The sequence below is a fragment of the Pseudomonas sp. C2.3V genome, assembly GCF_058536325.1.
This window is the reverse complement of record NZ_JBZUBN010000001.1, coordinates 3,997,379-4,019,466: the sequence shown is the minus strand read 5'-3', so window position 1 is coordinate 4,019,466 and position 22,088 is coordinate 3,997,379. Positions and strand designations below refer to the sequence as shown.

Annotated in this window: 18 protein-coding genes; 12 read left to right on the top strand and 6 right to left on the bottom strand. The window is 56.5% G+C overall.

Annotated features, from left to right (window positions below):
* Positions 1-209: 209 nt before the first annotated feature.
* Complete coding sequence (locus AC4LF3_RS18990; RefSeq protein WP_219651760.1) at positions 210-1,172, bottom strand: CHAD domain-containing protein; 963 nt, start codon at positions 1,170-1,172, stop codon at positions 210-212.
* 338 nt (positions 1,173-1,510) lie between these two features.
* Positions 1,511-2,296: an ion transporter gene (locus AC4LF3_RS18985; protein WP_491836163.1), complete on the bottom strand. Its 786-nt coding sequence runs from the start codon at positions 2,294-2,296 to the stop codon at positions 1,511-1,513.
* Between the two features lie 158 nt (positions 2,297-2,454).
* Here AC4LF3_RS18985 and pap point away from each other — a divergent pair, with 158 nt between their 5' ends.
* The 3 genes from pap (at position 2,455) to AC4LF3_RS18970 (ending at position 5,392) form a co-directional block, all read left to right on the top strand.
* A complete protein-coding gene (gene pap / locus AC4LF3_RS18980) occupies positions 2,455-3,945 on the top strand; it encodes a polyphosphate:AMP phosphotransferase (RefSeq protein WP_010796181.1) in 1,491 nt (496 codons plus the stop codon).
* 17 nt (positions 3,946-3,962) lie between these two features.
* Complete coding sequence (locus tag AC4LF3_RS18975) at positions 3,963-4,586, top strand: class I SAM-dependent methyltransferase (RefSeq protein WP_125889549.1); 624 nt, start codon at positions 3,963-3,965, stop codon at positions 4,584-4,586.
* A 122-nt stretch (positions 4,587-4,708) separates the two neighbouring features.
* Positions 4,709-5,392 (top strand): DUF2238 domain-containing protein, encoded by a 684-nt coding sequence (locus AC4LF3_RS18970; RefSeq protein WP_125889548.1) that lies wholly within the window; start codon positions 4,709-4,711, stop codon positions 5,390-5,392.
* A 6-nt stretch (positions 5,393-5,398) separates the two neighbouring features.
* On the opposite strand, the gene AC4LF3_RS18965 is transcribed toward AC4LF3_RS18970, so the two are convergent.
* Complete coding sequence (locus tag AC4LF3_RS18965) at positions 5,399-6,277, bottom strand: sugar phosphate isomerase/epimerase family protein (protein WP_434140218.1); 879 nt, start codon at positions 6,275-6,277, stop codon at positions 5,399-5,401.
* A gap of 305 nt (positions 6,278-6,582) precedes the next feature.
* On the opposite strand from AC4LF3_RS18965, the gene glyA reads away from it, so the two are divergent.
* The 9 genes from glyA to AC4LF3_RS18920 all read left to right on the top strand — a co-directional run bounded on the left by glyA (position 6,583) and on the right by AC4LF3_RS18920 (position 17,751).
* A complete protein-coding gene (gene glyA / locus AC4LF3_RS18960; protein ID WP_010796177.1) occupies positions 6,583-7,836 on the top strand; it encodes a serine hydroxymethyltransferase in 1,254 nt (417 codons plus the stop codon).
* Between the two features lie 124 nt (positions 7,837-7,960).
* Positions 7,961-9,211, top strand: coding sequence for a sarcosine oxidase subunit beta family protein (locus AC4LF3_RS18955; protein ID WP_404627818.1), 1,251 nt, complete (start codon positions 7,961-7,963; stop codon positions 9,209-9,211).
* 12 nt (positions 9,212-9,223) lie between these two features.
* Entirely contained in the window at positions 9,224-9,547 is a 324-nt protein-coding gene (locus tag AC4LF3_RS18950; RefSeq protein WP_010796175.1) for a sarcosine oxidase subunit delta, read from the top strand.
* Positions 9,544-12,561 carry a sarcosine oxidase subunit alpha gene (locus tag AC4LF3_RS18945; protein WP_491836162.1) on the top strand — a complete coding sequence of 1,006 codons (3,018 nt, stop codon included), beginning with the start codon at positions 9,544-9,546 and terminating at the stop codon, positions 12,559-12,561. The genes AC4LF3_RS18950 and AC4LF3_RS18945 overlap by 4 nt, the downstream gene beginning before the upstream one ends.
* Positions 12,554-13,186 carry a sarcosine oxidase subunit gamma gene (locus AC4LF3_RS18940; RefSeq protein WP_491836161.1) on the top strand — a complete coding sequence of 211 codons (633 nt, stop codon included), beginning with the start codon at positions 12,554-12,556 and terminating at the stop codon, positions 13,184-13,186. Before AC4LF3_RS18945 ends, AC4LF3_RS18940 begins: the two co-directional genes overlap by 8 nt.
* Before the next feature lie 182 nt (positions 13,187-13,368).
* The gene (gene purU, locus AC4LF3_RS18935; RefSeq protein WP_181123646.1) at positions 13,369-14,226 is read left to right on the top strand and encodes a formyltetrahydrofolate deformylase; all 858 of its coding nucleotides are present in this window, start codon (positions 13,369-13,371) and stop codon (positions 14,224-14,226) included.
* Between the two features lie 366 nt (positions 14,227-14,592).
* Entirely contained in the window at positions 14,593-15,792 is a 1,200-nt protein-coding gene (fdhA, locus tag AC4LF3_RS18930) for a formaldehyde dehydrogenase, glutathione-independent (RefSeq protein WP_491836160.1), read from the top strand.
* A gap of 105 nt (positions 15,793-15,897) precedes the next feature.
* A complete protein-coding gene (locus AC4LF3_RS18925) occupies positions 15,898-16,194 on the top strand; it encodes a YciI family protein (protein WP_019367267.1) in 297 nt (98 codons plus the stop codon).
* Between the two features lie 504 nt (positions 16,195-16,698).
* On the top strand, positions 16,699-17,751 hold the full coding sequence (locus tag AC4LF3_RS18920) for an acyltransferase family protein (protein ID WP_010796169.1): 1,053 nt from the start codon (positions 16,699-16,701) through the stop codon (positions 17,749-17,751).
* Positions 17,752-18,052: 301 nt separating this feature from the next.
* Here the strand turns inward: AC4LF3_RS18920 and AC4LF3_RS18915 are convergent, their stop codons facing one another.
* From AC4LF3_RS18915 to AC4LF3_RS18905, 3 genes are all read right to left on the bottom strand, one after another.
* On the bottom strand, positions 18,053-19,165 hold the full coding sequence (locus tag AC4LF3_RS18915) for a polysaccharide biosynthesis/export family protein (RefSeq protein ID WP_286789024.1): 1,113 nt from the start codon (positions 19,163-19,165) through the stop codon (positions 18,053-18,055).
* A 287-nt stretch (positions 19,166-19,452) separates the two neighbouring features.
* Positions 19,453-20,688 carry a flippase gene (locus tag AC4LF3_RS18910; RefSeq protein ID WP_122041355.1) on the bottom strand — a complete coding sequence of 412 codons (1,236 nt, stop codon included), beginning with the start codon at positions 20,686-20,688 and terminating at the stop codon, positions 19,453-19,455.
* A gap of 61 nt (positions 20,689-20,749) precedes the next feature.
* Positions 20,750-22,015 carry a hypothetical protein gene (locus tag AC4LF3_RS18905; protein WP_232235442.1) on the bottom strand — a complete coding sequence of 422 codons (1,266 nt, stop codon included), beginning with the start codon at positions 22,013-22,015 and terminating at the stop codon, positions 20,750-20,752.
* Between the last annotated feature and the right edge of the window lie 73 nt (positions 22,016-22,088).

Sequence of the window (22,088 nt, the reverse complement as noted above, 5' to 3'; positions counted from 1 at the left end):
CGCTCCCTTTGATGTTTTTGCCTGGCTTGACCGACCATCTCGCATCGAACACTAGCTTCGAAGCGCACCGAGGAAGACAAGTTCCAAGGCTAATTGAAGGAAATGTGCCTGTTAATGTTGCGAAATTTGCAGAAAAAGGCAGGAACATGTCTAGCTCGGGCCAGAGCGGCGATTAGCTGCCCTGACCCGCATGAGGCGAGTCGATCCGCTTATGCGGTTACCGGCTCGACCAGATAGGGCAACAGGCCGGCTGGCTCGTGTTTCTTGGCTTTTTTAGCTTTGCTCGGCATGGCTGTGATGTTCCACAGCTTTTCCCAATGCTCCAGGAGCGCGTCCGGCTTATCTACGTAAATACGCTGCCCCAGCTCCATGGCCTTGGCCTGTAATTGCGCGCGGTGGACAAGAATGCTTTCGTTGATGGCCTGACGTGTGCTGACGGCACCAAACAGATCAGACTCCTGCTCGAGCAAAAGCTGCATCACCGCCAGGTCGTGGTCATCACCCAGATAGGCAGACAGCTTTTCCAGGCACTTCTGGCGTGATTTGAAGTGCTCTGGCCAGGCGTCCATCAGCAGCTGTGTGTGATACCAGTGATCCTTCACACGCTTGCGCCATTCGTGCAGGGTTTCGTCAGTGGCATTACTGCGAGCGACCTTAAGTGCCAGACGGCCGTCTTTGTAGGTCTTGAGAATGCCGCTTTCCAAAAGGCCAAAGTCTTTGCCTTTGAACTTCCAGGTAGACACCTTGTACTTGGCGTCTTCCAGTTCTTCCACCAGATCGGCATGGGAACTGGCTGCCTCGCCTTGGGACGCCTTTTCAGCCCGCTCGACGAGTCGGCCCCTGACGCGCTTCATGGCCGGTGAATTGAAGCGCTTGCGGTTGGTTTCGGTCAGGGCATCCCAGCTTTCGATGACGGCTGCGGCATCACGCAGGCTGGACAAGCCCTGACCGAGATCGCGAAAGCGAATGTTTTGAGCCGTGAAGACTTTTTTGCCTAAGGGTTCGCGCACCAGTCTCAGCACGGCGCGGATTTCTTTCAGCCGCTTGCGGGCGTTGTGCACGCCTTTGGCCGAGCCTGCGCTCAAGGATTCCTGGGCTTTTTCTATCCGTTCAACCACTACACGGCGGATCTCATCATCAACCCGCTTACGCGCTTGAATACGAAACGACATTTCCCTCTCCTGTAAGGACTTGGTGCTCAGCTGAGCATATCGCCTCCGAGAGTATCGGGGGCATTGCTGGCGAACCAGTGGCGTCGATCAATCTTCATCAAACTGTCATATAAGCCTGACAATAGTTAAAGATTTGCCTGTGCGTTTCGCTGTCAGCCAAGCGGTGGGTTCAGTAAAGATGAGTGAAAAAGCAGGGGGTTAGTTCGGCCCTAGAGCGTGTGGCCGGTCACGCCGGGGAGTTTTACCGCTAGAGATCTAGCGTGCTGAGAAAGACGCCAGTCCAACCGACGCCCATCGACGTTTTCTTTTAATCCCGGTCAATTCAGCAGGGCGCAGCCTTAGCTATCCTTGGTCGGATGCGGTATTTCCGCCGCGCGGGTGGCATGCAGCTCCTGGCGCAGCGTTCGGACTTCCTCGTGCAGTTCATCCACCTTGGCCATCAAGGCACGCATCATCTCGCGGTCAGTGTTCTGCTCGTGGGTGTCCTGCTCATCCTTGTCCGTCAGAACCAGCGAGCCGATGTACGCGGCAAAGCTGCCGAATAACCCCACGCCGCCAATCATCAGCATGACAGCCACGATGCGGCCTAGTGTGGTGACTGGGTAAAAGTCGCCATAGCCTACGGTGGTCACTGTCACAAAGGCCCACCAGAGCGCTTCTTCGGCCGTATTGATGGAGCTTTCAGGGTTGGGCGCTTCGACCATCAGCATGGTGATGGCGCCAAATGCCACCAGAAGCAGGGTTGCCGTGGCGGCCGACGCGACAATGCCTTCGGCGCGATTGCGAAACAGGAGTCGCCAGATCATCGCAAGCGACTTGATCGCACGCAGGATGCGCAGAATCTGCACCACGCGGACCAGCTTGGCGCCCTGAAAACCGGCTGCGGGAATACAGGCCAGCAGATCAAGCCAGCCCCAGCGCATGAAGTGCCATTTGTTGGGCGCTGCGCGAAAGCGCAAACAGAAGTCGATGAAGAAAAAGACACACACCCCATTATCCAGATAACCGAGCAACTGCGAGACTTCTGGCGGCAGGGCAAAAAACAGATCGGCTACCAGTGAGCCCAATACATAAAACGACAAGACCAGGATCAGCAGTTGAAAAGGCGTAATGTGTTCTTTCATGAAGCGTCCGGTAATTACGGTATCTTGAGTGTAGGGGTCGCTAGACCCGGTAAAGTCACGTTCACTGGAGCCGAACGACCCGCATCGCTTGGGTTCCAATACAAGACGATTACTGTGCCATACGCGCTTGAAAGGCCGGGCTGACAGGGGAGAGCCGCATGTTTGAATCCGCCGAAACCGATCACGTCATCGACAGGGAAACCTACGAGGCGGCTGTACCAAAGCTGCGTCAGGCGCTGCTGGATGCGCAGTATAAACTCAAGGAGCAGGGGCGGTTTCCGGTCATTCTGCTGATCAATGGCGTAGAGGGTGCCGGCAAGGGCGAAACAGTCAAGCTGTTGAGCGAATGGATGGACCCGCGCCTGATCCAGGTCGAATCCTTTCTGGAGCGAACCGAGGAAGAGCGGCTGCGCCCACCGGCCTGGCGCTACTGGCAGCGCCTGCCGCCCAAGGGGCGGATCGGCATCTTCTTTGGTAACTGGTACAGCCAGCTCCTGCACGCCCGCGTGGAAAAACGCATCAAATCGGCTGAGCTGGAGGAGGGCATCGGCGACGCCGAGCGCCTGGAGCGCATGCTCAGTGACGAGGGTGCATTGATCCTCAAATTCTGGTTTCACCTGTCCAAGAAACAGCTCAAGCACCGGCTCAAGGTGCTCAAGGACGACCCCTTGCATAGCTGGCGCATCAGTCCGCTGGACTGGCAACAGTCCCGGACCTACGACAAGTTTGTCGAGCACGGCGAGCACGTTCTGCGGCGAACCAGCCGCGACTATGCGCCCTGGTATGTGGTAGCCGGTTACGACGAAAATTACCGCAGCCTGATGGTAGGCAACATCCTGCTCGAAGCCTTGAACGGCGCGCTTGAGCGAGACGCACAGCCGCCCCGCAGCCCACACACCGCTCCACTACCGCCCAACCTCGACGGGCGCGGGGTGTTGAGCAGCCTAGATATGTCCCAGTCCCTTAGCAAGGACGAATACAAGGAGCAGCTTATCGCCGAGCAGGCACGGCTGTCCGGACTCGTGCGGGACAAGCGCTTCAAGCGTCATGCGCTGGTCGCCGTGTTCGAGGGAAACGATGCCGCTGGCAAGGGCAGCACGATCCGCCGGGTAACCGGGGCACTCGATCCTCGGCAATACCGCATCATTCCCATTGCCGCACCGTCTGAAGAGGAGCGTGCGCAACCCTATCTGTGGCGATTCTGGCGGCATATTCCACGATTAGGCGGTTTTACCGTCTTTGACCGTTCCTGGTATGGCCGCGTGCTGGTAGAGCGGGTAGAAGGCTTTGCCAACGAGGCGGACTGGCTCAGGGCTTACAGCGAAATCAACGATTTCGAGGAGCAGCTGACAGATGCCGGTATCGTACTGGTCAAATTCTGGCTGGCCATCGATTCGGATACGCAGCTCAAGCGCTTCAAAGAACGTGAGGAGACCCCGTTCAAGCGGTTCAAGATCACTGAGGAAGACTGGCGCAACCGTGACAAGTGGGATGTGTACAGCGCCGCAGTCGAAGACATGGTCGCGCGCAACAGCACCGAAATTGCCCCTTGGACACTGGTCGAAGCCAACGATAAACGCTTCGCCCGGGTCAAGGTATTGCGTACCATCAACGATGCCCTGGAAGCGGCATTTGAACGAAACCGTTGATTGACCTGGACGACGCCATGACCTTGCCTGATGAGCTCGAACGAATCACTGCCCTGACGCTGGCGGACTACGACCAGACGGCCGAGCGTTTTCGCGAGGGCACGCGAGATCATGATGTCAGCCAGAACATCGAGGCGCTGCTCAGGCATTTGGAAGGTCAGGCCCCGCAGCGCATTCTCGACTTTGGCTGCGGGCCGGGTCGGGACCTGAAAACGTTCACGCGTCTGGGACACTCTCCCGTGGGCGTCGACGGGTCTGCCGAATTCGTAGCCATGGCTCGCGCCGATTCGGGGTGCGAGGTCTGGCATCAAAACTTTCTTGCCCTGGATCTTCCGCCAGCGCATTTCGATGGGGTGTTTGCCAACGCCACGCTATTTCATGTCCCGCTCAGCGAGTTGCCACGCGTACTCAAGGCGTTGCATGCCACGCTCAAGCCGCGCGGCGTGCTGTTCAGCTCCAATCCGCGAGGTGACAACCGCGAAGGCTGGAATGGTCGGCGCTATGGTGCCTACCACGACTTCGACAGCTGGAAGCGTTATCTGACCGACACGGGGTTCGTCGAACTGGAGCACTATTACCGGCCCGCCGGTTTGCCTCGGGAGCAGCAGCCCTGGCTGGCGTCGGTCTGGCGCAAGGTATAAACGTAACGTAACGAATTGAGTCTGCCACCGACCCAACGCTGGCTTCCTGCGGTCTACCGTTCTGTAATGCGGTCTGCTCCTCGCAGGCTGGCCTGACTGCGGAACGACGTAAGGCGGATGGAATGACTCAACACAAATGGCTGCTTCGATCACTCGTCCTCATCGTATGTGCGGCATTGGTCGCCTCCAGCATCGCACCCTATGACCGCACGACATGGCTGATGGAAATCTTTCCGGTGCTGATTGTGCTGCCGCTGCTGATCACCACGCATGAGCGCTTCAGCCTCACACCGCTGCTGTACATCCTGATTACGATTCACGCCTTGGGGCTGATTGCAGGAGGCGCCTACAGTTACGCCCGCGTGCCCTTGGGTAGCTGGATTCAGGAGTGGCTGGATATGGACCGTAATCCCTATGACAAGCTGGGGCACTTCATGCAAGGATTCGTACCGTGTCTGCTGGCTCGTGAGATCCTGATCCGTGAGCGGCAGGTGTCCGGTTACAAGATGCTCGCGTTTCTCTCCGGGTGCGTGGCGGTGGCGGTCAGCGCCGTCTACGAGATGATCGAGTGGTGGGCTGCATTGGCGCTGGGGCAGGGCGCAGAGGAGTTTCTAGGTACGCAGGGGTATGAGTGGGATACCCAGTCCGACATGTTCTATGCCCTGATCGGTGCAACAGTAGCGCTCGTGACCTGCTCGCGGTTGCAGGATCGCCAGATTCGCCAGCTGGAAGCCCACCGGCCGACACCCTCAGCCGCCCGACCGCCTTTGGATCGCCCGGCGCCCCGACACGAGCAGGCCCCCTGAGGGTTTCTAGATGCCCAGATTAGCCAACGCATCTCCTGTGGCCCAGGCTTCTTCGAAGCGGGCCTTGCTGCGAAGAATGGCCTGCTCAAGCGCGTCATCGTCTTCCCAGAGCGCGCCTGGTACATCAGACGAGAAAATTTCCAGAACGTAGGGTCCGGCGTAGCCGGTTTCATTCACGGCAGCGAGCAGGCGATTGACCGGAATGATGCCATCGCCCAGGGTACGACGATCAAAATAGGACCGCGGGCGCTGCCAGTCGGAAAGCTGGGTCAGAAAAATTCGGTCACCCGCCAGTCGAATGGCGTCGGTGAGGTCTGCATCCTGCCAGCTGTTATACAGGTCCAGGCACAGCCCTACATTCTCTCGTGCCACCGCCTGCACCAGCTCATACCCCTGCATGAAGGTATAGAGAATGCTGTCGCGGCTCATCATGGGCGGGCTGAGCGGCTCGATGGCAATGCTCAACCCTTTGTCCGCGGCGTGATCGGCCAGTTCGCGATAGCGCTTTATACAGCCTTCCCAGACTTCCGCCTCGTTGCCGCTCTGGCCGAGCGCGCCGGTATTGGTAATGACCGGAATGCCTGTGCAGAAGGGGGCGAAGCGATCAATCGTAGCTTTGATCAGGGCCGTACGTTCAGCAGGATCAGCCGGTTCGAGTGCACTGGTCGCCGGATAAATCGTACGGACTTCAGGCTGCAGCGAGACGGGCCTTAATCCATGCGCATTCAACTGAGCGAATTGTTCGGCGAGCTTGCCGGCGTCCTTGTCGAACTTCATTTCCGCCAGCTCAATGTCGGTGTTGAGACGGGCAAACAGCTCCAGGTCACGTGTGAGTGGCCAGGGTGTGGTGGTGAGTTGACTGATGGCGAAGCGGGGTGTGGTCATAAGGGTTTTAGCCAGACCGGCACCGTTCTGGTGTGAGCCGTAAGGGCATGTCGGGGTTCCTGACTCACAGGCGACAAGAGACCAATGGCGCCATTCTTATGTATGCCTGCCTGTGCACCTGTGATCGACGGCCTGTTCGATGCAGCCGACTCGTCTGGCGCATGGATGCGAGGGCGATGTCGCAAACGCACCGCCTTGTGGCGTGAACAGGCATTCTGATGCGCAGCCTCGGTCCTACCATCGCTCTCAAGGATCAGCCCATTGACGGCCATGCCGGCCTTCCGCTGCGCTGCAGGAGAGACGCGATGTTTACCAAGCAAGACCGCATCCAGGGTTACGACGACGCCTTGTTCGCTGCGATGAGCGAAGAGGAGCGGCGCCAGGAAGCTCACCTCGAATTGATCGCCTCGGAGAACTACACCAGCCAGCGGGTAATGGAGGCACAGGGCAGCGGGCTGACCAACAAATATGCCGAAGGCTATCCGGGCAAGCGCTACTACGGCGGTTGCGAGTTCGTCGATAAAGTCGAGCAGTTGGCCATCGAGCGGGCCAAGCAGCTGTTTGGCGCCGACTATGCCAACGTCCAACCGCACTCCGGCTCGCAGGCTAACGCAGCGGTCTTCCTGGCTTTGCTGCAAGCAGGTGACACAGTGCTGGGCATGAGTCTGGCTCATGGGGGACATCTGACCCATGGTGCCAAGGTCAGCTTTTCCGGCAAGCTCTACAACGCGGTGCAATATGGGCTGAATCCCGCAACGGGCCTGATCGACTATGACGAGGTCGAGCGGTTGGCCGTAGAACATCAGCCGAAAATGATCATTGCCGGTTTTTCGGCCTATTCGAAAACGCTCGACTTCCCGCGCTTCCGTGAGATTGCCGACAAAGTCGGTGCCTATCTGTTCGTCGACATGGCTCACGTGGCGGGGCTGGTTGCGGCAGGCCTGTATCCCAATCCCCTTCCGTTTGCCGATGTGGTCACCACCACCACCCACAAGACCCTGCGTGGCCCCCGCGGTGGGCTGATTCTGGCGAAGGCCAACGAGGAGTTGGAGAAAAAGCTCAATTCCGCCGTCTTCCCAGGGGGCCAGGGCGGCCCCCTGATGCACGTGATTGCAGCCAAGGCGGTGTGCTTCAAGGAAGCCCTGGAACCCGGCTTCAAAACTTATCAGCAGCAGGTCATCCACAACGCCCAGGCCATGGCTGCGGTGTTCATCAAGCGCGGCTACGACGTGGTCTCCGGTGGGACAGACAACCATCTGTTCCTGGTCAGCCTGATCAAACAGGGCATTACTGGCAAGGATGCCGACGCCGCCCTGGGGCGCGCCGGTATCACGGTCAACAAGAACGCCGTGCCCAATGATCCCCAATCGCCTTTCGTGACCTCCGGCCTGCGAATCGGCACCCCGGCCGTGACCACGCGTGGCCTGGGCGTAGCCCAGTGCCAGGAGCTGGCCGGGTGGATCTGCGACATCCTTGATCATCTGGGCGATGCCGATGTGGAGGCGCATGTGGCCGAGCGTGTGGCCGGGCTCTGCGCAGATTATCCCGTCTACCGCTAATTAGCCCTTCATAAGGTGGGTTGGCCGGAGCGTAACCCACCCCTGTTCGATTGAGTCAGCTAGTCATAGGCCACCCTACGAAAATCCTCATTCATGCGTGGGGACAGGTTCAGGAGTCAAACAGATGCAGCGCTATTCCGGCTTCGGCCTTTTCAAGCATTCCCTAAGCCATCATGAAAACTGGCAGCGCATGTGGCGCACGCCAACCCCCAAGCCGGTGTATGACGTAATTGTCGTGGGCGGCGGTGGTCATGGTCTGGCAACGGCCTATTATCTGGCCAAGGAGCATGGCGTCAAAAACGTCGCGGTCATCGAAAAAGGCTGGCTGGGCGGTGGCAATACGGCGCGCAACACCACCATCGTACGGTCCAACTACCTGTGGGATGAATCGGCTCACTTGTATGAGCATGCGATGAAGCTATGGGAAGGGCTCTCGCAGGACCTGAACTATAACGTCATGTTTTCGCAGCGCGGCGTCTACAACCTGTGCCATACGTTGCAGGACATGCGCGAAGCCGAGCGCCGCGTCAGTGCCAACCGCCTGAATGGCGTAGACGGCGAACTGCTCGACGCCAGGCAGGTGGCCGAAGAGGTGCCTTACCTCGACTGTAGCAAGAGCACCCGTTATCCGGTCATGGGCGCGACGGTACAACGCCGGGGCGGGGTAGCCCGCCACGATGCGGTAGCCTGGGGTTTCGCCCGTGCAGCCGATGCGCTGGGCGTGGATTTGATTCAAAACACCGAGGTCGTTGGCTTCCGTAAGGAAAATGGCGCAGTCGTTGGCGTCGAGACCAATAAGGGCTTTATTGGGGCCCGGCGCGTCGGTGTCGTGACGGCCGGTAATTCGGGTCATATGGCCAAGCTGGCCGGTTTTCGCTTGCCGGTGGAATCCCACCCCTTGCAGGCGCTGGTGTCCGAGCCGCTCAAGCCGGTGATCGATAGCGTGATCATGTCCAATGCAGTGCATGGCTATATCAGCCAGTCGGACAAAGGCGATCTGGTGATCGGTGCCGGTATCGACAGCTATGTCGGCTATGGTCAACGCGGCTCGTACCCGGTCATCGAGCACACCCTGCAAGCCATCGTCGAAATGTTCCCGATTCTCTCCCGCGTACGGATGAATCGCCAGTGGGGCGGCATCGTCGATACCACGCCCGACGCCTGTCCAATCATTTCCAAGACACCGGTAGAAAACCTGTTTTTCAATTGCGGCTGGGGCACTGGTGGATTTAAAGCCACTCCCGGCTCCGGCAACGTCTTTGCTGCTTCGCTCGCCAAAGGGGAAATGCACCCATTGGCGGTTCCGTTCTCCATCGACCGTTTCCATACCGGCGCGCTCATCGACGAGCATGGCGCGGCGGCTGTCGCGCACTAAGGAGCCCTGATCATGTTGCACATCCATTGCCCTCATTGTGGGGAACTGCGCTCCGAAGAGGAATTCCATGCGGCAGGCCAGGCGCATATCCCGCGCCCGCTGGACCCAGACAACTGCACCGATGCGGAGTGGGGCGACTACATGTTCTTTCGCGATAACCCGCGGGGCATCCACCATGAACTGTGGGTCCATGCCACCGGGTGCCGTCACTATTTCAACGTGACCCGCAATACGGAAACCTACGAAATTCTCGAAACGTACAAGATTGGCGAGCAACCGCAGGTAAACGGCAAGCCGGTCGTAGTGGCCAAGGCTATCGAAGGAGAAACCGTATGAGTCAGGTCAATCGCCTTACCCACGGTGGTCGGATCGATCGCCGCCAGCCGTTGACCTTTACCTTCAATGGTCAGCGCTACCAGGGCTTTGTCGGCGATACGCTGGCGTCGGCGCTGCTGGCCAATGGTGTCGATGTCATCGGGCGCAGCTTCAAATATTCCCGCCCGCGCGGCATCGTGGCCGCTGGGGCTGAAGAGCCCAATGCCATCATGCAGATCGGCTCCACCGAGGCCACGCAGATTCCCAACGTGCGTGCTACCCAACAGCCCCTCTACGCAGAGCTTGTAGCCGCCAGCACCAACGGTTGGCCGAGCGTGAACAATGACCTGATGGGCATTCTTGGCAAGGTCGGCGGCAAGATGATGCCGCCCGGCTTCTACTACAAGACGTTCATGTACCCGCAAAACCTGTGGCTGACGTATGAGAAGTACATCCGCAAGGCGGCGGGGCTGGGTCGTGTGCCGACCGAAGTCGATCCGGACAGCTACGATCACATGAACCAGCACTGCGATGTGCTGGTGGTCGGTGCCGGACCGGCCGGTCTGGCTGCCGCCCTGGCGGCTGCCCGCAGTGGGGCGCGTGTCATCCTGGCTGACGAGCAGGAAGAGTTTGGCGGCAGCCTGCTCGACACGCGTGAGCTATTGGATGGCCAGCCCGCCGCCGAATGGGTTGCCAAGGCCATCGCGGAGCTGGAAGCCACTCCCGACGTGACCCTGCTGTCTCGGGCGACCGTCAACGGCTATCACGACCACAACTTTCTGACCATCCACCAGCGTCTCACCGATCATCTGGGCGAAAAGGCCCCAATGGGACAGGTGCGCCACCGAGTGCACCGTGTCCGCGCCAAGCGTGTCGTTCTGGCGAGTGGTGCCCATGAGCGTCCGTTGGTATACGCCAACAACGACCTGCCTGGAAACCTGGTGGCGGGTGCTGTCTCCACGTATGTGCGTCGCTATGGGGTGGCACCGGGACAAAAGCTGGTGCTGTCCACCAACAATGATTATGCCTACCGTGTCGCGCTGGACTGGCTGGAAGCAGGGCGTGAAGTCGTTGCCATCGCCGACGCACGTCAAAATCCGCGTGGGGCCTGGGTTGAAGAGGCGAGGGCGAAGGGGATTCGCGTCTTGACCGGCGCAGCGGTTACCGAAGCCCGTGGCTCAACGCGAGTGACCGGCGCGCGTGTCGTCGCCATCGACATCAAGGGGTTCCGTACTACTAGTCCCGGCGAGTGGCTGAGCTGCGACCTGATCGCCACGTCCGGTGGTTACAGCCCTGTGGTGCACCTGGCATCTCACCTGGGCGGGCGTCCCTTGTGGCGCGAGGATATCCAGGCGTTCGTACCGGGCCCGGCTCCGCAAAAACGGGTCTGTGCTGGCGCTGTGAACGGCGTGTTCGCCCTGGGCGATGTGCTAGCCGATGGCTTTGAGGCGGGCGCCACTGCTGCCGGCGAGGCGGGTTTGAAGCCGGTAGCTGGCGAAGTGCCCCGGGCGGAGCACCGCTTCGAAGAGCCTTCGCTGGCGCTCTTCCAGGTGCCTCACGAAAAATCCACGGCCCGCGCACCCAAGCAGTTCGTCGATCTGCAAAATGACGTGACGGCAGCGGGTATCGAGCTGGCGTGCCGTGAGGGGTTCGAGTCTATCGAGCACGTCAAGCGCTACACCGCCCTGGGTTTTGGCACCGACCAGGGCAAGCTGGGCAACATCAACGGCCTCGCCATCGCTGCCCGTGTACAAAACAAGGCGATTCCCGAAGTCGGCACCACCATGTTTCGCCCTAACTACACACCGGTCACGTTCGGTGCCGTCGCTGGTCGCCACTGCGGCCATCTCATGGAGCCGGTACGTTTCACCGCGCTTCATGGCTGGCACGTCAAGCAGGGTGCCTTGTTTGAAGATGTCGGTCAGTGGAAGCGCCCCTGGTACTTCCCCAAGGCCGGAGAGGATCTGCATGCCGCCGTGGCCCGTGAGTGCAAGGCCGTGCGCGAGAAAGTCGGCATCCTTGATGCCTCGACCCTCGGCAAGATCGATATTCAGGGCCCGGACGCCCGTGAGTTTCTCAATCGCGTCTATACCAATGCCTGGACCAAGCTGGAGGTCGGTAAGGCCCGTTACGGCCTGATGTGCAAGGAAGACGGCATGGTCATGGACGATGGCGTCACGGCCTGCCTAGCCGACAATCATTTCCTGATGACCACCACGACCGGTGGCGCCGCGCGTATCCTTGAGTGGCTGGAACTCTACCATCAGACCGAATGGCCGGATCTCAAGGTGTATTTCACCTCGGTAACCGACCATTGGGCGACCATGACCTTGTCTGGTCCGGAAAGTCGTAACCTGCTCGCCGAGTTGACTGACATCAATCTGGACAAGGATGCGTTCCCCTTCATGAGCTGGAAGGAAGGCACCGTGGGCGGCGTACCGGCTCGGGTGTTCCGCATCTCCTTTACCGGCGAGCTTTCCTACGAAATCAACGTCCAGGCCGATTATGCGATGGGCGTATGGGAGCAGCTGATAGAGGCTGGCAAGACGTACGGCCTAACACCCTACGGTACCGAAACCATGCACGTACTGCGGGCCGAGAAGGGGTTCATTATCGTTGGTCAGGATACCGATGGCTCCGTCACCCCACAGGACTTGGGCATGGGCTGGGCCGTCAGCATGAACAAGCCGTTCTCCTTTATCGGCAAACGCGGTATGAACCGGCAGGATTGTCTTAAAGCAGACCGCAAGCAGCTGGTGGGCCTCAAGCCGGTCAATCCCAAGGCGGTTCTACCGGAAGGCGCACAGCTGGTGTTCAACACCCAGCAGTCGATTCCAATGACCATGGTGGGGCACGTCACCTCCAGCTATTACAGCGCCTCGATGGGCTTTGGCTTCGCCTTGGCCGTTGTAAGGGGTGGCTTGGGCAAGATGGGACAAAAGGTTTATGCCGCGCTCAGGGATGGCACGTTCGTCGAAGCCGAAATCGTTTCTTCCGTGTTCTATGATCCGAAAGGGGAGCGTCAGCATGTCTAACGTGAACGTTTATCAGCAGCGCCCCACCGGTTCTGCACGCGCCGAATCCCCCTTGTTCCATGCTGAGCTCGACAAGCTGGCGGGCCGGAGCGTCGGCAGCGCGGGTGTGACCTTGCGCGAGAAAAAGCTGCGGGGCCATTTGGTCCTGCGGGGAGAGGCCAGCGATACCGGCTTTACCGGTGCGGTCGAATCCGTACTGGGTTTGGAGTTGCCCGCCGCCCTGGGCTTGACTGTGAAAGGTGAAACCTCCCTGCAATGGCTGGGGCCGGATGAGTGGCTCCTGATCGTTCCGCAGGGCGAGGAGTACTCCACCGAACTGAGCCTGCGTGAGGCGATCGGCGATCGGCATATTTCCATCGTCAATGTCAGCGGTGGCCAGACCCTGTATGAGCTGACAGGACCGAATGTACGCAACGTCCTGATGAAGTCCACATCCTACGATGTCCACCCCAGTCAATTTCCGGTAGGCAAGGCGGTCGGGACGGTATTTGCCAAATCCCAGCTGGTTATCCGTCACACCGGTGAGGAGACGTGGGAGTTGATCGTTCGCCGCAGTTTTGCCGATTACATCTGGCTCTGGTTGCAGGACGCCAGCGCCGAATACGGATTGGCCATCGCCAACTGACCGCGTACGGACAGGATGGGTTGTGAGTATCGACCTCATCCTTCCGTGAACTAACCATTTGGCTGGATACCACAGGTTAAACGTATACATTTGATCAGTAAGGTGCGTGGGGCGCAGCGATACCTGTGTCCCTGGCCCCAAGCTATTTAACCCACAACATCCAACCTATTCGGTAGCTATCCATGAGCCGCACCCCTGATACCTGGATTCTCACTGCCCAGAGCCCAAGCCGACTGGGGACCGTGGACGTCGTGACCCGCTTTCTGTTCGAGCAGCAGTGCTACGTCACCGAGCATCACTCCTTTGATGACCGCTTGGCCGCGCGCTTTTTTATCCGCGTGGAGTTCAAGGCGCCGACTGCCTTCGACGAGACTGCTTTTCGTGCCGGTCTTGCCGATGCCTTGGGACCGTTCGACATGCAAATGGAGCTGACCGCGCCAGGCTACCGCCCAAAGGTGGTGATCATGGTCTCTAAAGCCGATCATTGCCTGAACGACTTGCTCTATCGCCAGCGCATCGGCCAATTACCGATGGATGTGGTCGCAGTGATTTCCAATCACCCTGACCTTGAACCCCTGGCCCGCTGGCATGGCATTCCCTATCACCACTTTCCGCTGGACCCCCACGACAAACCTGCCCAGGAAGCCCGCGTCTGGCAGGTGCTGCAGGATTCCCAGGCGGAACTGGTCGTGCTTGCACGCTACATGCAGGTGCTTTCGCCCGAGTTGTGCCGTCGTCTCGATGGCTGGGCAATTAACATCCATCACTCCCTATTGCCAGGCTTCAAGGGCGCCAAGCCTTACCATCAGGCCTATCAGAAGGGGGTAAAGCTGGTCGGTGCCACCGCCCATTACGTCAATAATGACCTCGACGAAGGGCCAATCATCGCGCAGGGCGTAGAGAGCGTGGATCATGCGTATTACCCGGAAGATCTCGTTGCCAAGGGCCGAGATATCGAATGCCTGACCTTGGCCCGAGCCGTGGGATATCACTTGGAGCGCCGCGTCTTCCTAAATGCCAACCGGACGGTGGTGCTGTAACCGCCACCCTCCATGTCACTACAAGCGCTTTTCTCGAAAGGATAGGTTGAGCCTTCTAGAGGGCTCTGGCAGCGCGATGAATCAAGGCTCGCCGGATAATGCAATGGAGCGTGGCCTGTAGGAGGGTTGAGCAACGGGATACCCATCAAATCCAGTCCAGCCGATAACCATTACAAAAGCAGAACCTGCCACTTTTGTGCGCTCATCGCACGCTTTGATTGACGTTCGGCTCGTGCTTTCTACGCTCAACATACCCGTCGCAGGAGGGTTCAAGCGCAGCGATACCTTATCGGATTCAATGTTTTACTGCTTTCCATGAACCACCGCCCACTCATGGGCTCACTACAACAACAAGAGGAAACGCGTATGTCAGGCAATCGAGGCGTCGTCTACCTGGGCGCTGGTAAAGTCGAAGTACAGAACATTCCCTTCCCCAAAATGGAAACGCCCCAGGGACGTCAAATCGACCACGGTGTGATCCTGCGAGTCGTCTCCACCAACATCTGTGGCTCCGACCAGCACATGGTGCGTGGCCGTACTACAGCCCCCGAGGGTCTCGTACTGGGCCATGAAATCACAGGAGAAGTCATCGAGGCGGGCAAAGGGGTGGAAAACCTCAAAGTAGGAGATCTGGTCTCCGTCCCCTTCAACGTAGCCTGTGGCCGCTGCCGTACCTGCAAAGAGCAACACACCGGCGTCTGCCTGTCGGTAAATCCCTCCCGCGCTGGCGGTGCCTATGGCTATGTCGACATGGGTGGATGGGTCGGTGGCCAGGCGGAATATGTCATGGTGCCCTATGCCGATTTCAACCTGCTCAAGCTGCCTGACCGGGATCGGGCCATGGAAAAGATCCGCGACCTGACCTGCCTTTCGGACATTCTGCCCACCGGCTACCACGGAGCCGTCACGGCGGGCGTCGGACCGGGTAGTACCGTTTATATCGCCGGCGCAGGTCCTGTCGGCCTAGCCGCCGCTGCTTCAGCGCGCCTGTTGGGCGCTGCGGTCGTCATCGTGGGTGACGTCAATCCGGTACGTCTGGCTCATGCCAAAGCACAAGGGTTTGAAATTGCTGACTTATCCCAAGACACGCCCCTACATGAACAAATTGCGGCACTTCTAGGCGAGCCGGAGGTGGATTGCGCCGTGGATGCGGTCGGTTTCGAAGCCCGCGGCCATGGTCACTCCGGATCACAGCACGAAGCACCTGCCACAGTCCTTAACTCACTGATGGGTGTTACACGTGTCGCCGGCAAGATCGGGATTCCAGGCCTCTACGTGACGGAAGATCCCGGCGCAGCTGACCAGGCGGCTAAGCAGGGTAGCCTAAGCATTCGCTTCGGCCTCGGCTGGGCTAAATCCCATAGCTTCCATACCGGGCAAACGCCTGTCATGAAGTACAACCGACAGCTGATGCAAGCCATCATGTGGGACCGCATGAAGATTGCTGACATTGTAGGTGTCGACGTTATCACCCTGGATGATGCACCCAAGGGCTATAGCGAATTTGATGCGGGCGTACCCAAGAAGTTTGTGATTGATCCGCACGCTTTGTTCCGCGCGGCATAACGCGGTTGGCGAGGCATAAGGACATGCCTCCTTGATCGATACGCTTTACCCAGGGCCTGGTCATACAGGTATGCTAGGGAGACGCTATCAACCAAGGAAAACGCCATGCCTTTTTTGATCGAAACCTGGGACAAGCCCAACACTACCCAGCTGCGCCAGGACAACCGTCCTGCCCATCTGGATTTCCTCCGTGAAAATGCCAGCAAGCTGCTCGCCTGTGGAGCCAAGCTTGACGACGAAGGGGCAAACGCCAGCGGAAGTGTCTACATCGTGGATGTCGAAACCCGCGAAGAAGCCGAGGCCTTTTTGGCACAGGATCCCTTCAGCCAGGTTGGCCTGCCAGAAAAGGTCAATATCGTGCGGTGGCGTAAAGCAGTCCTGGACGGTAAAGCATTCGTCTAACGCATAATGCTCATAGCGTATCTGTCACGGCATGCGGCTAAAATGCGGACCGTTGCAGATACGCCCGCCATCAAAACAGTCCCGTTTATCTATTTGTAATGAGTTTCACTCAAAAAAAATATATAAACCCGAACAATAAGGGTATTGATCTGTCCTTATCCTGCTTGAGTTCGCTGAAGTCTGATATCAATACGATATCGATATGTCGCTTAGTTTGACACTGGCAGATACAAAAGATAATTGAGCGACCTGGCGAGCTCTATTTCACAGGTTTTCAATGAAGAGACGCAATATTAATTGAAAACTACTGCATCCTTCCGAGCTTAAAAGCTGCACATTAGTCAGCATATGGCAGTTAGAAAGTGATTCAGTTCAAATACAAGCCAAGTATTGAGTGAATATAAAAATGGAGGGCTTTCTGTGGCCTATCCTCTCAGGTCAGTAGATTAATAGTGGTCGATATCCGAGCGATATCATATGTATTGATTTAAGGAAGGGCGCCTAATGAGCACTACCAAACCCGAAAAAGATTTAAGGATCGAAACGATCAGGGGGTTGGCGCTATTTTTAATGGTAGCCGGTCACGTTATTGGCAGTTCGGGTGATCAGGGAATGAAAGTCGCAGATGACTCATTCCTCCGTTATCTCTACGACTCGCTTGTTTACATTCGCATGCCGCTCTTCACGGCCATCTCCGGGTATGTATATGCCCTGAGACCCGTTACTTCCGCAAGCTCCCTGCCGCGTTTCTACCAGGGCAAGTTTCGCCGGATTCTGATCCCGATGATCGTTGTCTCAACGCTCTTCTTCATCTCGCAAGCGTTGGTGCCCAACACCAATACGAAGCCGGAATGGAGCGATGTATTCGGTATCTATTTCTTCAGTTATGCCCATTTCTGGTTCCTGCAGTCCATCTTCTGCATCTTTGTCATGATTGCCTTGATGGAGAAGTTCAGCCTGCTGTCCTCTCTCAGGAATTACTTGATCATCATGTGTATCGCCCTGGTGGGCTCCTTGCACTACGAAGTATTCCCGGACTTCTTCTGCCTGTACAAGGCCATCCAATTGCTGCCCTTCTTTCTGTTGGGGCTGGGGCTTTATCGCTTCTCCGACCAGTTGAATACCGCTTCAAAACAGCTAGTGATTGGCGTCGTGCTGGCGGCATTGGTTGTCATTGATCAGGCCTATCTGTGGAATCAACTTTCCATCAGTGATCGTGGAATGGATTACATAGGGACGGCTCTGGGGATTACTGCCATTTACATGATCATTACCCGCCGGGTCTATTTCAAACCGTTGGCGTGGCTGGGGTATTTCTCTTTTGAAATCTACCTATTCCATGTATTTGGAACTGCGGGCAGCCGTATCGTACTGAACAAGCTGGCAATCCATGATGTGTGGATTACCTTTACCGTTAGTATGATTCTGGGACTTATCCTGCCAGTAGCCCTTAAGAAGGCAGTCGGTCGCTTTAGTCTGCTTAATCTAGCGTTCTTTGGTATACAGTCAAAGAAGAAGCCTGCAATGAAGTTGCAGGAAAAAGTCTCGCTTAGTTAAGGCATGTAATAGCAAAAAGCCCAACACTAACGTTGGGCTTTTTTATGCCTGCCAAATAACTTCGTTATAAAGATTCCTTCGCAGAGTGCCGCGTCTTGACTTGACCCGGTATCGGCTGAGTGCTGCAGGTAGTTATTGTAAGTACATATGTAGCAGCTATGGCTAAAGGTTCAGCCAAGCCTGTCTTGAGCATTAATACCTGTAAGGGAGCCTCCAGTAGCAGTAAGGCGGTTCCGAGGAATTTATTAAGGCATAAAAAAGCCCTTCAAACGAAGGGCTTTTTGATCGTCCAGAAGGCTTCTTAGTTGAAGTTCTGTTTGGCGTTTGCGGTGGAGCTAAGCACGTTTGAAGAGCCCAGCAGCTGGCTGACGAAGCGGTTCCAGCGGGTGATTCCGGCAGGACCTACGAATACAACGTCTTGCGGCTGTAGTGCAAAGTGCTGTGCCAGAACGAAAGCGGTCGGCGAGGAAGCACTCAGGTGGAACACTTGAGCCTTTGCAGTTGGGGAAGAATTAAAATTCTCCGGACCACGGATTACATACACTTCATCCGCATCGGCAGTTTCCTGGTTCAGGCCGCCTGCCTGGCCGAGTGCGTCCATTAGCGTCAGGCTAGTGGTCTTGAAGTTGGCTGCCAGTGGGCTTACCACTTCACCCATCACGTAAACCTTGCGGTTATCGTTGTAGGGTAGGTGGATGCTATCGCCATCCTTGAGGTATACGCCGTACAGCTTGGAGTCCTTACGGTTCAGGGTATCGGCATCCAGGCGGTACTCCTTGCCGTCACGTACCAGGGTCAGGCCGCTCAGGTCAGCTGTCTGGGTGTCAACGCCTGCCTGTCCTAGTGCTTCAACCAAAGTCATCGGCACAGTTGTCAGCGGAATGGAGTCGCCCTTGGTGAAAGCACCTGACAAGGTGACTTTCTGACTGCCAAAGCGCAGGACGCTCACGTCGACCTGAGGATTGTCGATAAAGGCCGCCAGACGAGTCGAGATGACCTTACGGATCTCCTCAAGCGTCTTGCCTTCTGCTGTCAGGGTGCCAACGTACGGATAGAAAATAGTACCGTCAGGACGTACCAGTCGACCGTTCGCCTCGATCTGCTGTTGGGCACCAGAAGGAGCGGTTAGCTCGGGGTGATCCCATACAGTGATATACAGCAGGTCCGCCTTGCCTACACGATAAGCCGCTGGATGATACTTGAGCAATTCCTGCCAGTTCCCAGTATCTGCAGTCGGGTTAACGGAGTCATGACTTTTCAAATAAGCCGATGTGATAGGAATCAGCTCAACCTTTGTCCCCTCAATGGAGCCGTTGGTCTTCAAATCGTCCCGGTGCAGGTATTGGCCTGGAGACCATACGCAGCCCTGCAGAAGCAGGGTAGAAAGTAGTGCAAGGGTAAAGGTACGTTTCATCTATTTTCTTCCTTGATCGCTGTAAAAAAGTTTTTAAAAACTTCGTATCGATCGATTTATAAGCGTCAGAACGTGTTTGGGCATAAGAAACTTTATGAATCATGTAGGCCTGTGGCGCGCCTGGCGCTGGATAATTCGTAACAGCTCCGTATCCAACCAAACCATACATATCAGCGCAGGCTGTGACAGAAGCTTAAAAAATTAGTTCACTTTTGTGGAAACACTCTTTTTAAAAGTAAATCGATCCAATTTTTGGCTTTATCCTGACGTTATATGTCAATAAGCCACTAGCTGATTTTTCGTGACATAACTTCCAGAGCAATGAAGTCAACAGCCACCCTGATCGACCAGGCAATGGCAGCTCCCTGAAGAGAAAATAGGTGTATGCACACGACCAGCAAGCCTATATAAGGCAAAAGCTCAGCCAGGTGGATAAAAGCGGTGATCTTCGAATGGCCCTTCGCCTGGATTTTCGCAAAGGGAATCTGTGCCAGCGCGTTAAAGATGAAGCCAATCAGGAGAATACGCAGCACCTGCGCGCCTTCCTGACCATATTCCGGTCCCATCCATAAAGTCATGACCATGGGGGCGAGTATGAATAGAGGTAGCACCATGACTACACAGGCGGCGAGCAGGGCCCAGAACGCTCGATTGGCCTGAGCAGTCGCATCCGCCGAACGCTTGCTTAGAAGCGGGAAGATAACCCGAGCGACAGCATTGGGAATGATCAGCATGCGTGAGATGGCTTCAGAGGGCGCGGTGTAAAAGGAAACGCGCTGGGCTCCGACCATGTTGGACAGGATAAAACGATCAAAATACACCATGACAGGGCTGATGATATTGCTCACAGTCATCCAGCTGCCAAACGCAAAGAGTTCCTTGAAAACGCTCTTTTCAAATCGGTAAAAGCCCGGCGGAAATTCTCGCCAACATGGAATGAACGCCACGGCCATCGAAATAAGGCGGGCGATGACAAGTCCTATTGCCGTCGCGGTAAAAGACTCATCGACCAGCACGGCTACCAGGGGGGAAACAGCCAGAATGGAGTTGGTGATGGTGCGTAACAGGTTGAATTCTGCAAACCGTTCGTTTCCTTCCAGATAGGAAAACCAGATCATGGTGAGTAGAAAGGGCGGTATCGAAAGGCTTAGCCACTTGAAGCCAGCCACCGCAACGTCAACGTTTTCTGCCGAAACGTGTAGCAGGGAAACGAGTTCTCCTGCGCCCAGCCATAACAAGAGCACCGCGAGTGCGCTCAGACCGACCACAGCATAGGTAGCGGTCGCGATAACGGATTTATTCTTTTCGACATTGCCATGGTGCATGGCCACGGCTCGTATGACGGCGCGTGTCAGTCCCGCGTCAAAAATGGTGGCATAACCGACAATGGCAAACGCTAGTGTAAACAGGCCGAATTGCTCGATACCTAACTTTCGAGAAAGAACACCCATGGTAGGGAGTGCGATAAGGCTTGGAATGACTACACCCAGAATATTCCAGGTGCTGTTTTTCAGCATTGTCATGGAGGGCTCTTTTTGCAGAAGGCATGTCTGCCCTGGTCGGACAGACATGCAGGGGAGGGGGCTATCTAAAGCTGGGCTGCATCAGTGGGTGTTCTTCAACATACGAATCCAGCGCTGGGCTCTCCACGTTTCGGTGGTAGGCCTTGAGTGCCTGGATCACGAGCAGGAACGCAATCGTTGCCTGCATATATTCGAAGATACCCTGAAGCGGCCAGATCACCATATACGCCAGCAGGGCGGTAACGGTGAAGCTGGTATCCCTGTGTAAGCGCTTGGCGAAGTAGTAATAGCAGAACAGGGTCAGTGGGACGATCAGGAAGGCCAGGAAGCCGAATCTGAACAGCGTACCGAATATCCCAACGTCGGAAAGGAAGAAGTACTCGCCAAAGTGAGGGATAAAGCCATTGTTCCACATCAGGGACAAGGAGCCACTGGGTAACCAGTTATTCGCGTGCAAATGGCCGAAGATATAACCGATGGTTTGTTCACGGACATTATCGGTTGGACCGTTTTCGAGCGATTCGGCATAGAAATCAAGATTGAGTCCCAGCTCTTTCAGCAGATCCGGGAACAGGTAGAGAGGAGAAACCAAAATACCCGATACCACGATCCAGATAACCGACTTGCTCTTCAGGCAAAGCAGCGTGAAGCAAAGGGACAGGAAGATCAGCTGGCGCGTTTGTGTTGCAAAGACCAGAGTCAGCAAAATGAAACAGGCGAACACAATATAAGGCGTCTTGGACCTGGGCGAGCCATCAATGGGCGATATCCCTTTGTTCCATACCTGAATGCAATAGAAATAAGCCAGGCACTGCGCCAGTGCACCGATCGAGGAGCGGTCTGGCCGGTCGAAGGACGCCACCTTATCCCGCAGGTCCGGCAATACGGAGAACTTGAACATCCAGGCCAGAATGCACGCCATGAAACCTACAAACAGGAACGCCTTTTCAAATTGGGCAGCACTCATGTTCCGGGCGAGGTAAAGCATGACGGAAAAAGTGAAGCAATACAGTATGCGACGCTCTTCGATAATCCCGTATATCAATGGTTGCCCATAGTAGAGATTCGAGAAAATCGCTGGCAGCAGAATGAAGATAACCGACGAGTAGGCGCAATAAGTTAAAAGGATTTTCAAATCCTTTTGCTCTTTTCCCACGGACGCCAGTACATAGAAGGCTGTAAACGCCAGACAAATAACCAGATACAACTCGCTGACATACAAGATGCCAATCGGGTTATGGGGGGTTTCTTCGAAAATACCAAAATGTAATACGAAGACGAAAATTAATAATATGAAGTAGGCACCGCTTTTGCTTACTGCTCTCATATCGCTTCCCATCCAGCGTAACGTTGCATTCCATCCAGCATGGCTGTCTTCCCTGTCCTCAGACTGGCCAAAA

What these genes read in the sequence shown, in the direction of transcription:
- AC4LF3_RS18990 (WP_219651760.1), bottom strand. Translation starts at nt 1,172, where the DNA reads ATGTCGTTTCGTATTCAAGCGCGTAAGCGGGTTGATGATGAGATCCGC.
- AC4LF3_RS18985 (WP_491836163.1), bottom strand. Translation starts at nt 2,296, where the DNA reads ATGAAAGAACACATTACGCCTTTTCAACTGCTGATCCTGGTCTTGTCG.
- pap (WP_010796181.1), top strand. Translation starts at nt 2,455, where the DNA reads ATGTTTGAATCCGCCGAAACCGATCACGTCATCGACAGGGAAACCTAC.
- AC4LF3_RS18975 (WP_125889549.1), top strand. Translation starts at nt 3,963, where the DNA reads ATGACCTTGCCTGATGAGCTCGAACGAATCACTGCCCTGACGCTGGCG.
- AC4LF3_RS18970 (WP_125889548.1), top strand. Translation starts at nt 4,709, where the DNA reads ATGACTCAACACAAATGGCTGCTTCGATCACTCGTCCTCATCGTATGT.
- AC4LF3_RS18965 (WP_434140218.1), bottom strand. Translation starts at nt 6,277, where the DNA reads ATGACCACACCCCGCTTCGCCATCAGTCAACTCACCACCACACCCTGG.
- glyA (WP_010796177.1), top strand. Translation starts at nt 6,583, where the DNA reads ATGTTTACCAAGCAAGACCGCATCCAGGGTTACGACGACGCCTTGTTC.
- AC4LF3_RS18955 (WP_404627818.1), top strand. Translation starts at nt 7,961, where the DNA reads ATGCAGCGCTATTCCGGCTTCGGCCTTTTCAAGCATTCCCTAAGCCAT.
- AC4LF3_RS18950 (WP_010796175.1), top strand. Translation starts at nt 9,224, where the DNA reads ATGTTGCACATCCATTGCCCTCATTGTGGGGAACTGCGCTCCGAAGAG.
- AC4LF3_RS18945 (WP_491836162.1), top strand. Translation starts at nt 9,544, where the DNA reads ATGAGTCAGGTCAATCGCCTTACCCACGGTGGTCGGATCGATCGCCGC.
- AC4LF3_RS18940 (WP_491836161.1), top strand. Translation starts at nt 12,554, where the DNA reads ATGTCTAACGTGAACGTTTATCAGCAGCGCCCCACCGGTTCTGCACGC.
- purU (WP_181123646.1), top strand. Translation starts at nt 13,369, where the DNA reads ATGAGCCGCACCCCTGATACCTGGATTCTCACTGCCCAGAGCCCAAGC.
- fdhA (WP_491836160.1), top strand. Translation starts at nt 14,593, where the DNA reads ATGTCAGGCAATCGAGGCGTCGTCTACCTGGGCGCTGGTAAAGTCGAA.
- AC4LF3_RS18925 (WP_019367267.1), top strand. Translation starts at nt 15,898, where the DNA reads ATGCCTTTTTTGATCGAAACCTGGGACAAGCCCAACACTACCCAGCTG.
- AC4LF3_RS18920 (WP_010796169.1), top strand. Translation starts at nt 16,699, where the DNA reads ATGAGCACTACCAAACCCGAAAAAGATTTAAGGATCGAAACGATCAGG.
- AC4LF3_RS18915 (WP_286789024.1), bottom strand. Translation starts at nt 19,165, where the DNA reads ATGAAACGTACCTTTACCCTTGCACTACTTTCTACCCTGCTTCTGCAG.
- AC4LF3_RS18910 (WP_122041355.1), bottom strand. Translation starts at nt 20,688, where the DNA reads ATGACAATGCTGAAAAACAGCACCTGGAATATTCTGGGTGTAGTCATT.
- AC4LF3_RS18905 (WP_232235442.1), bottom strand. Translation starts at nt 22,015, where the DNA reads ATGAGAGCAGTAAGCAAAAGCGGTGCCTACTTCATATTATTAATTTTC.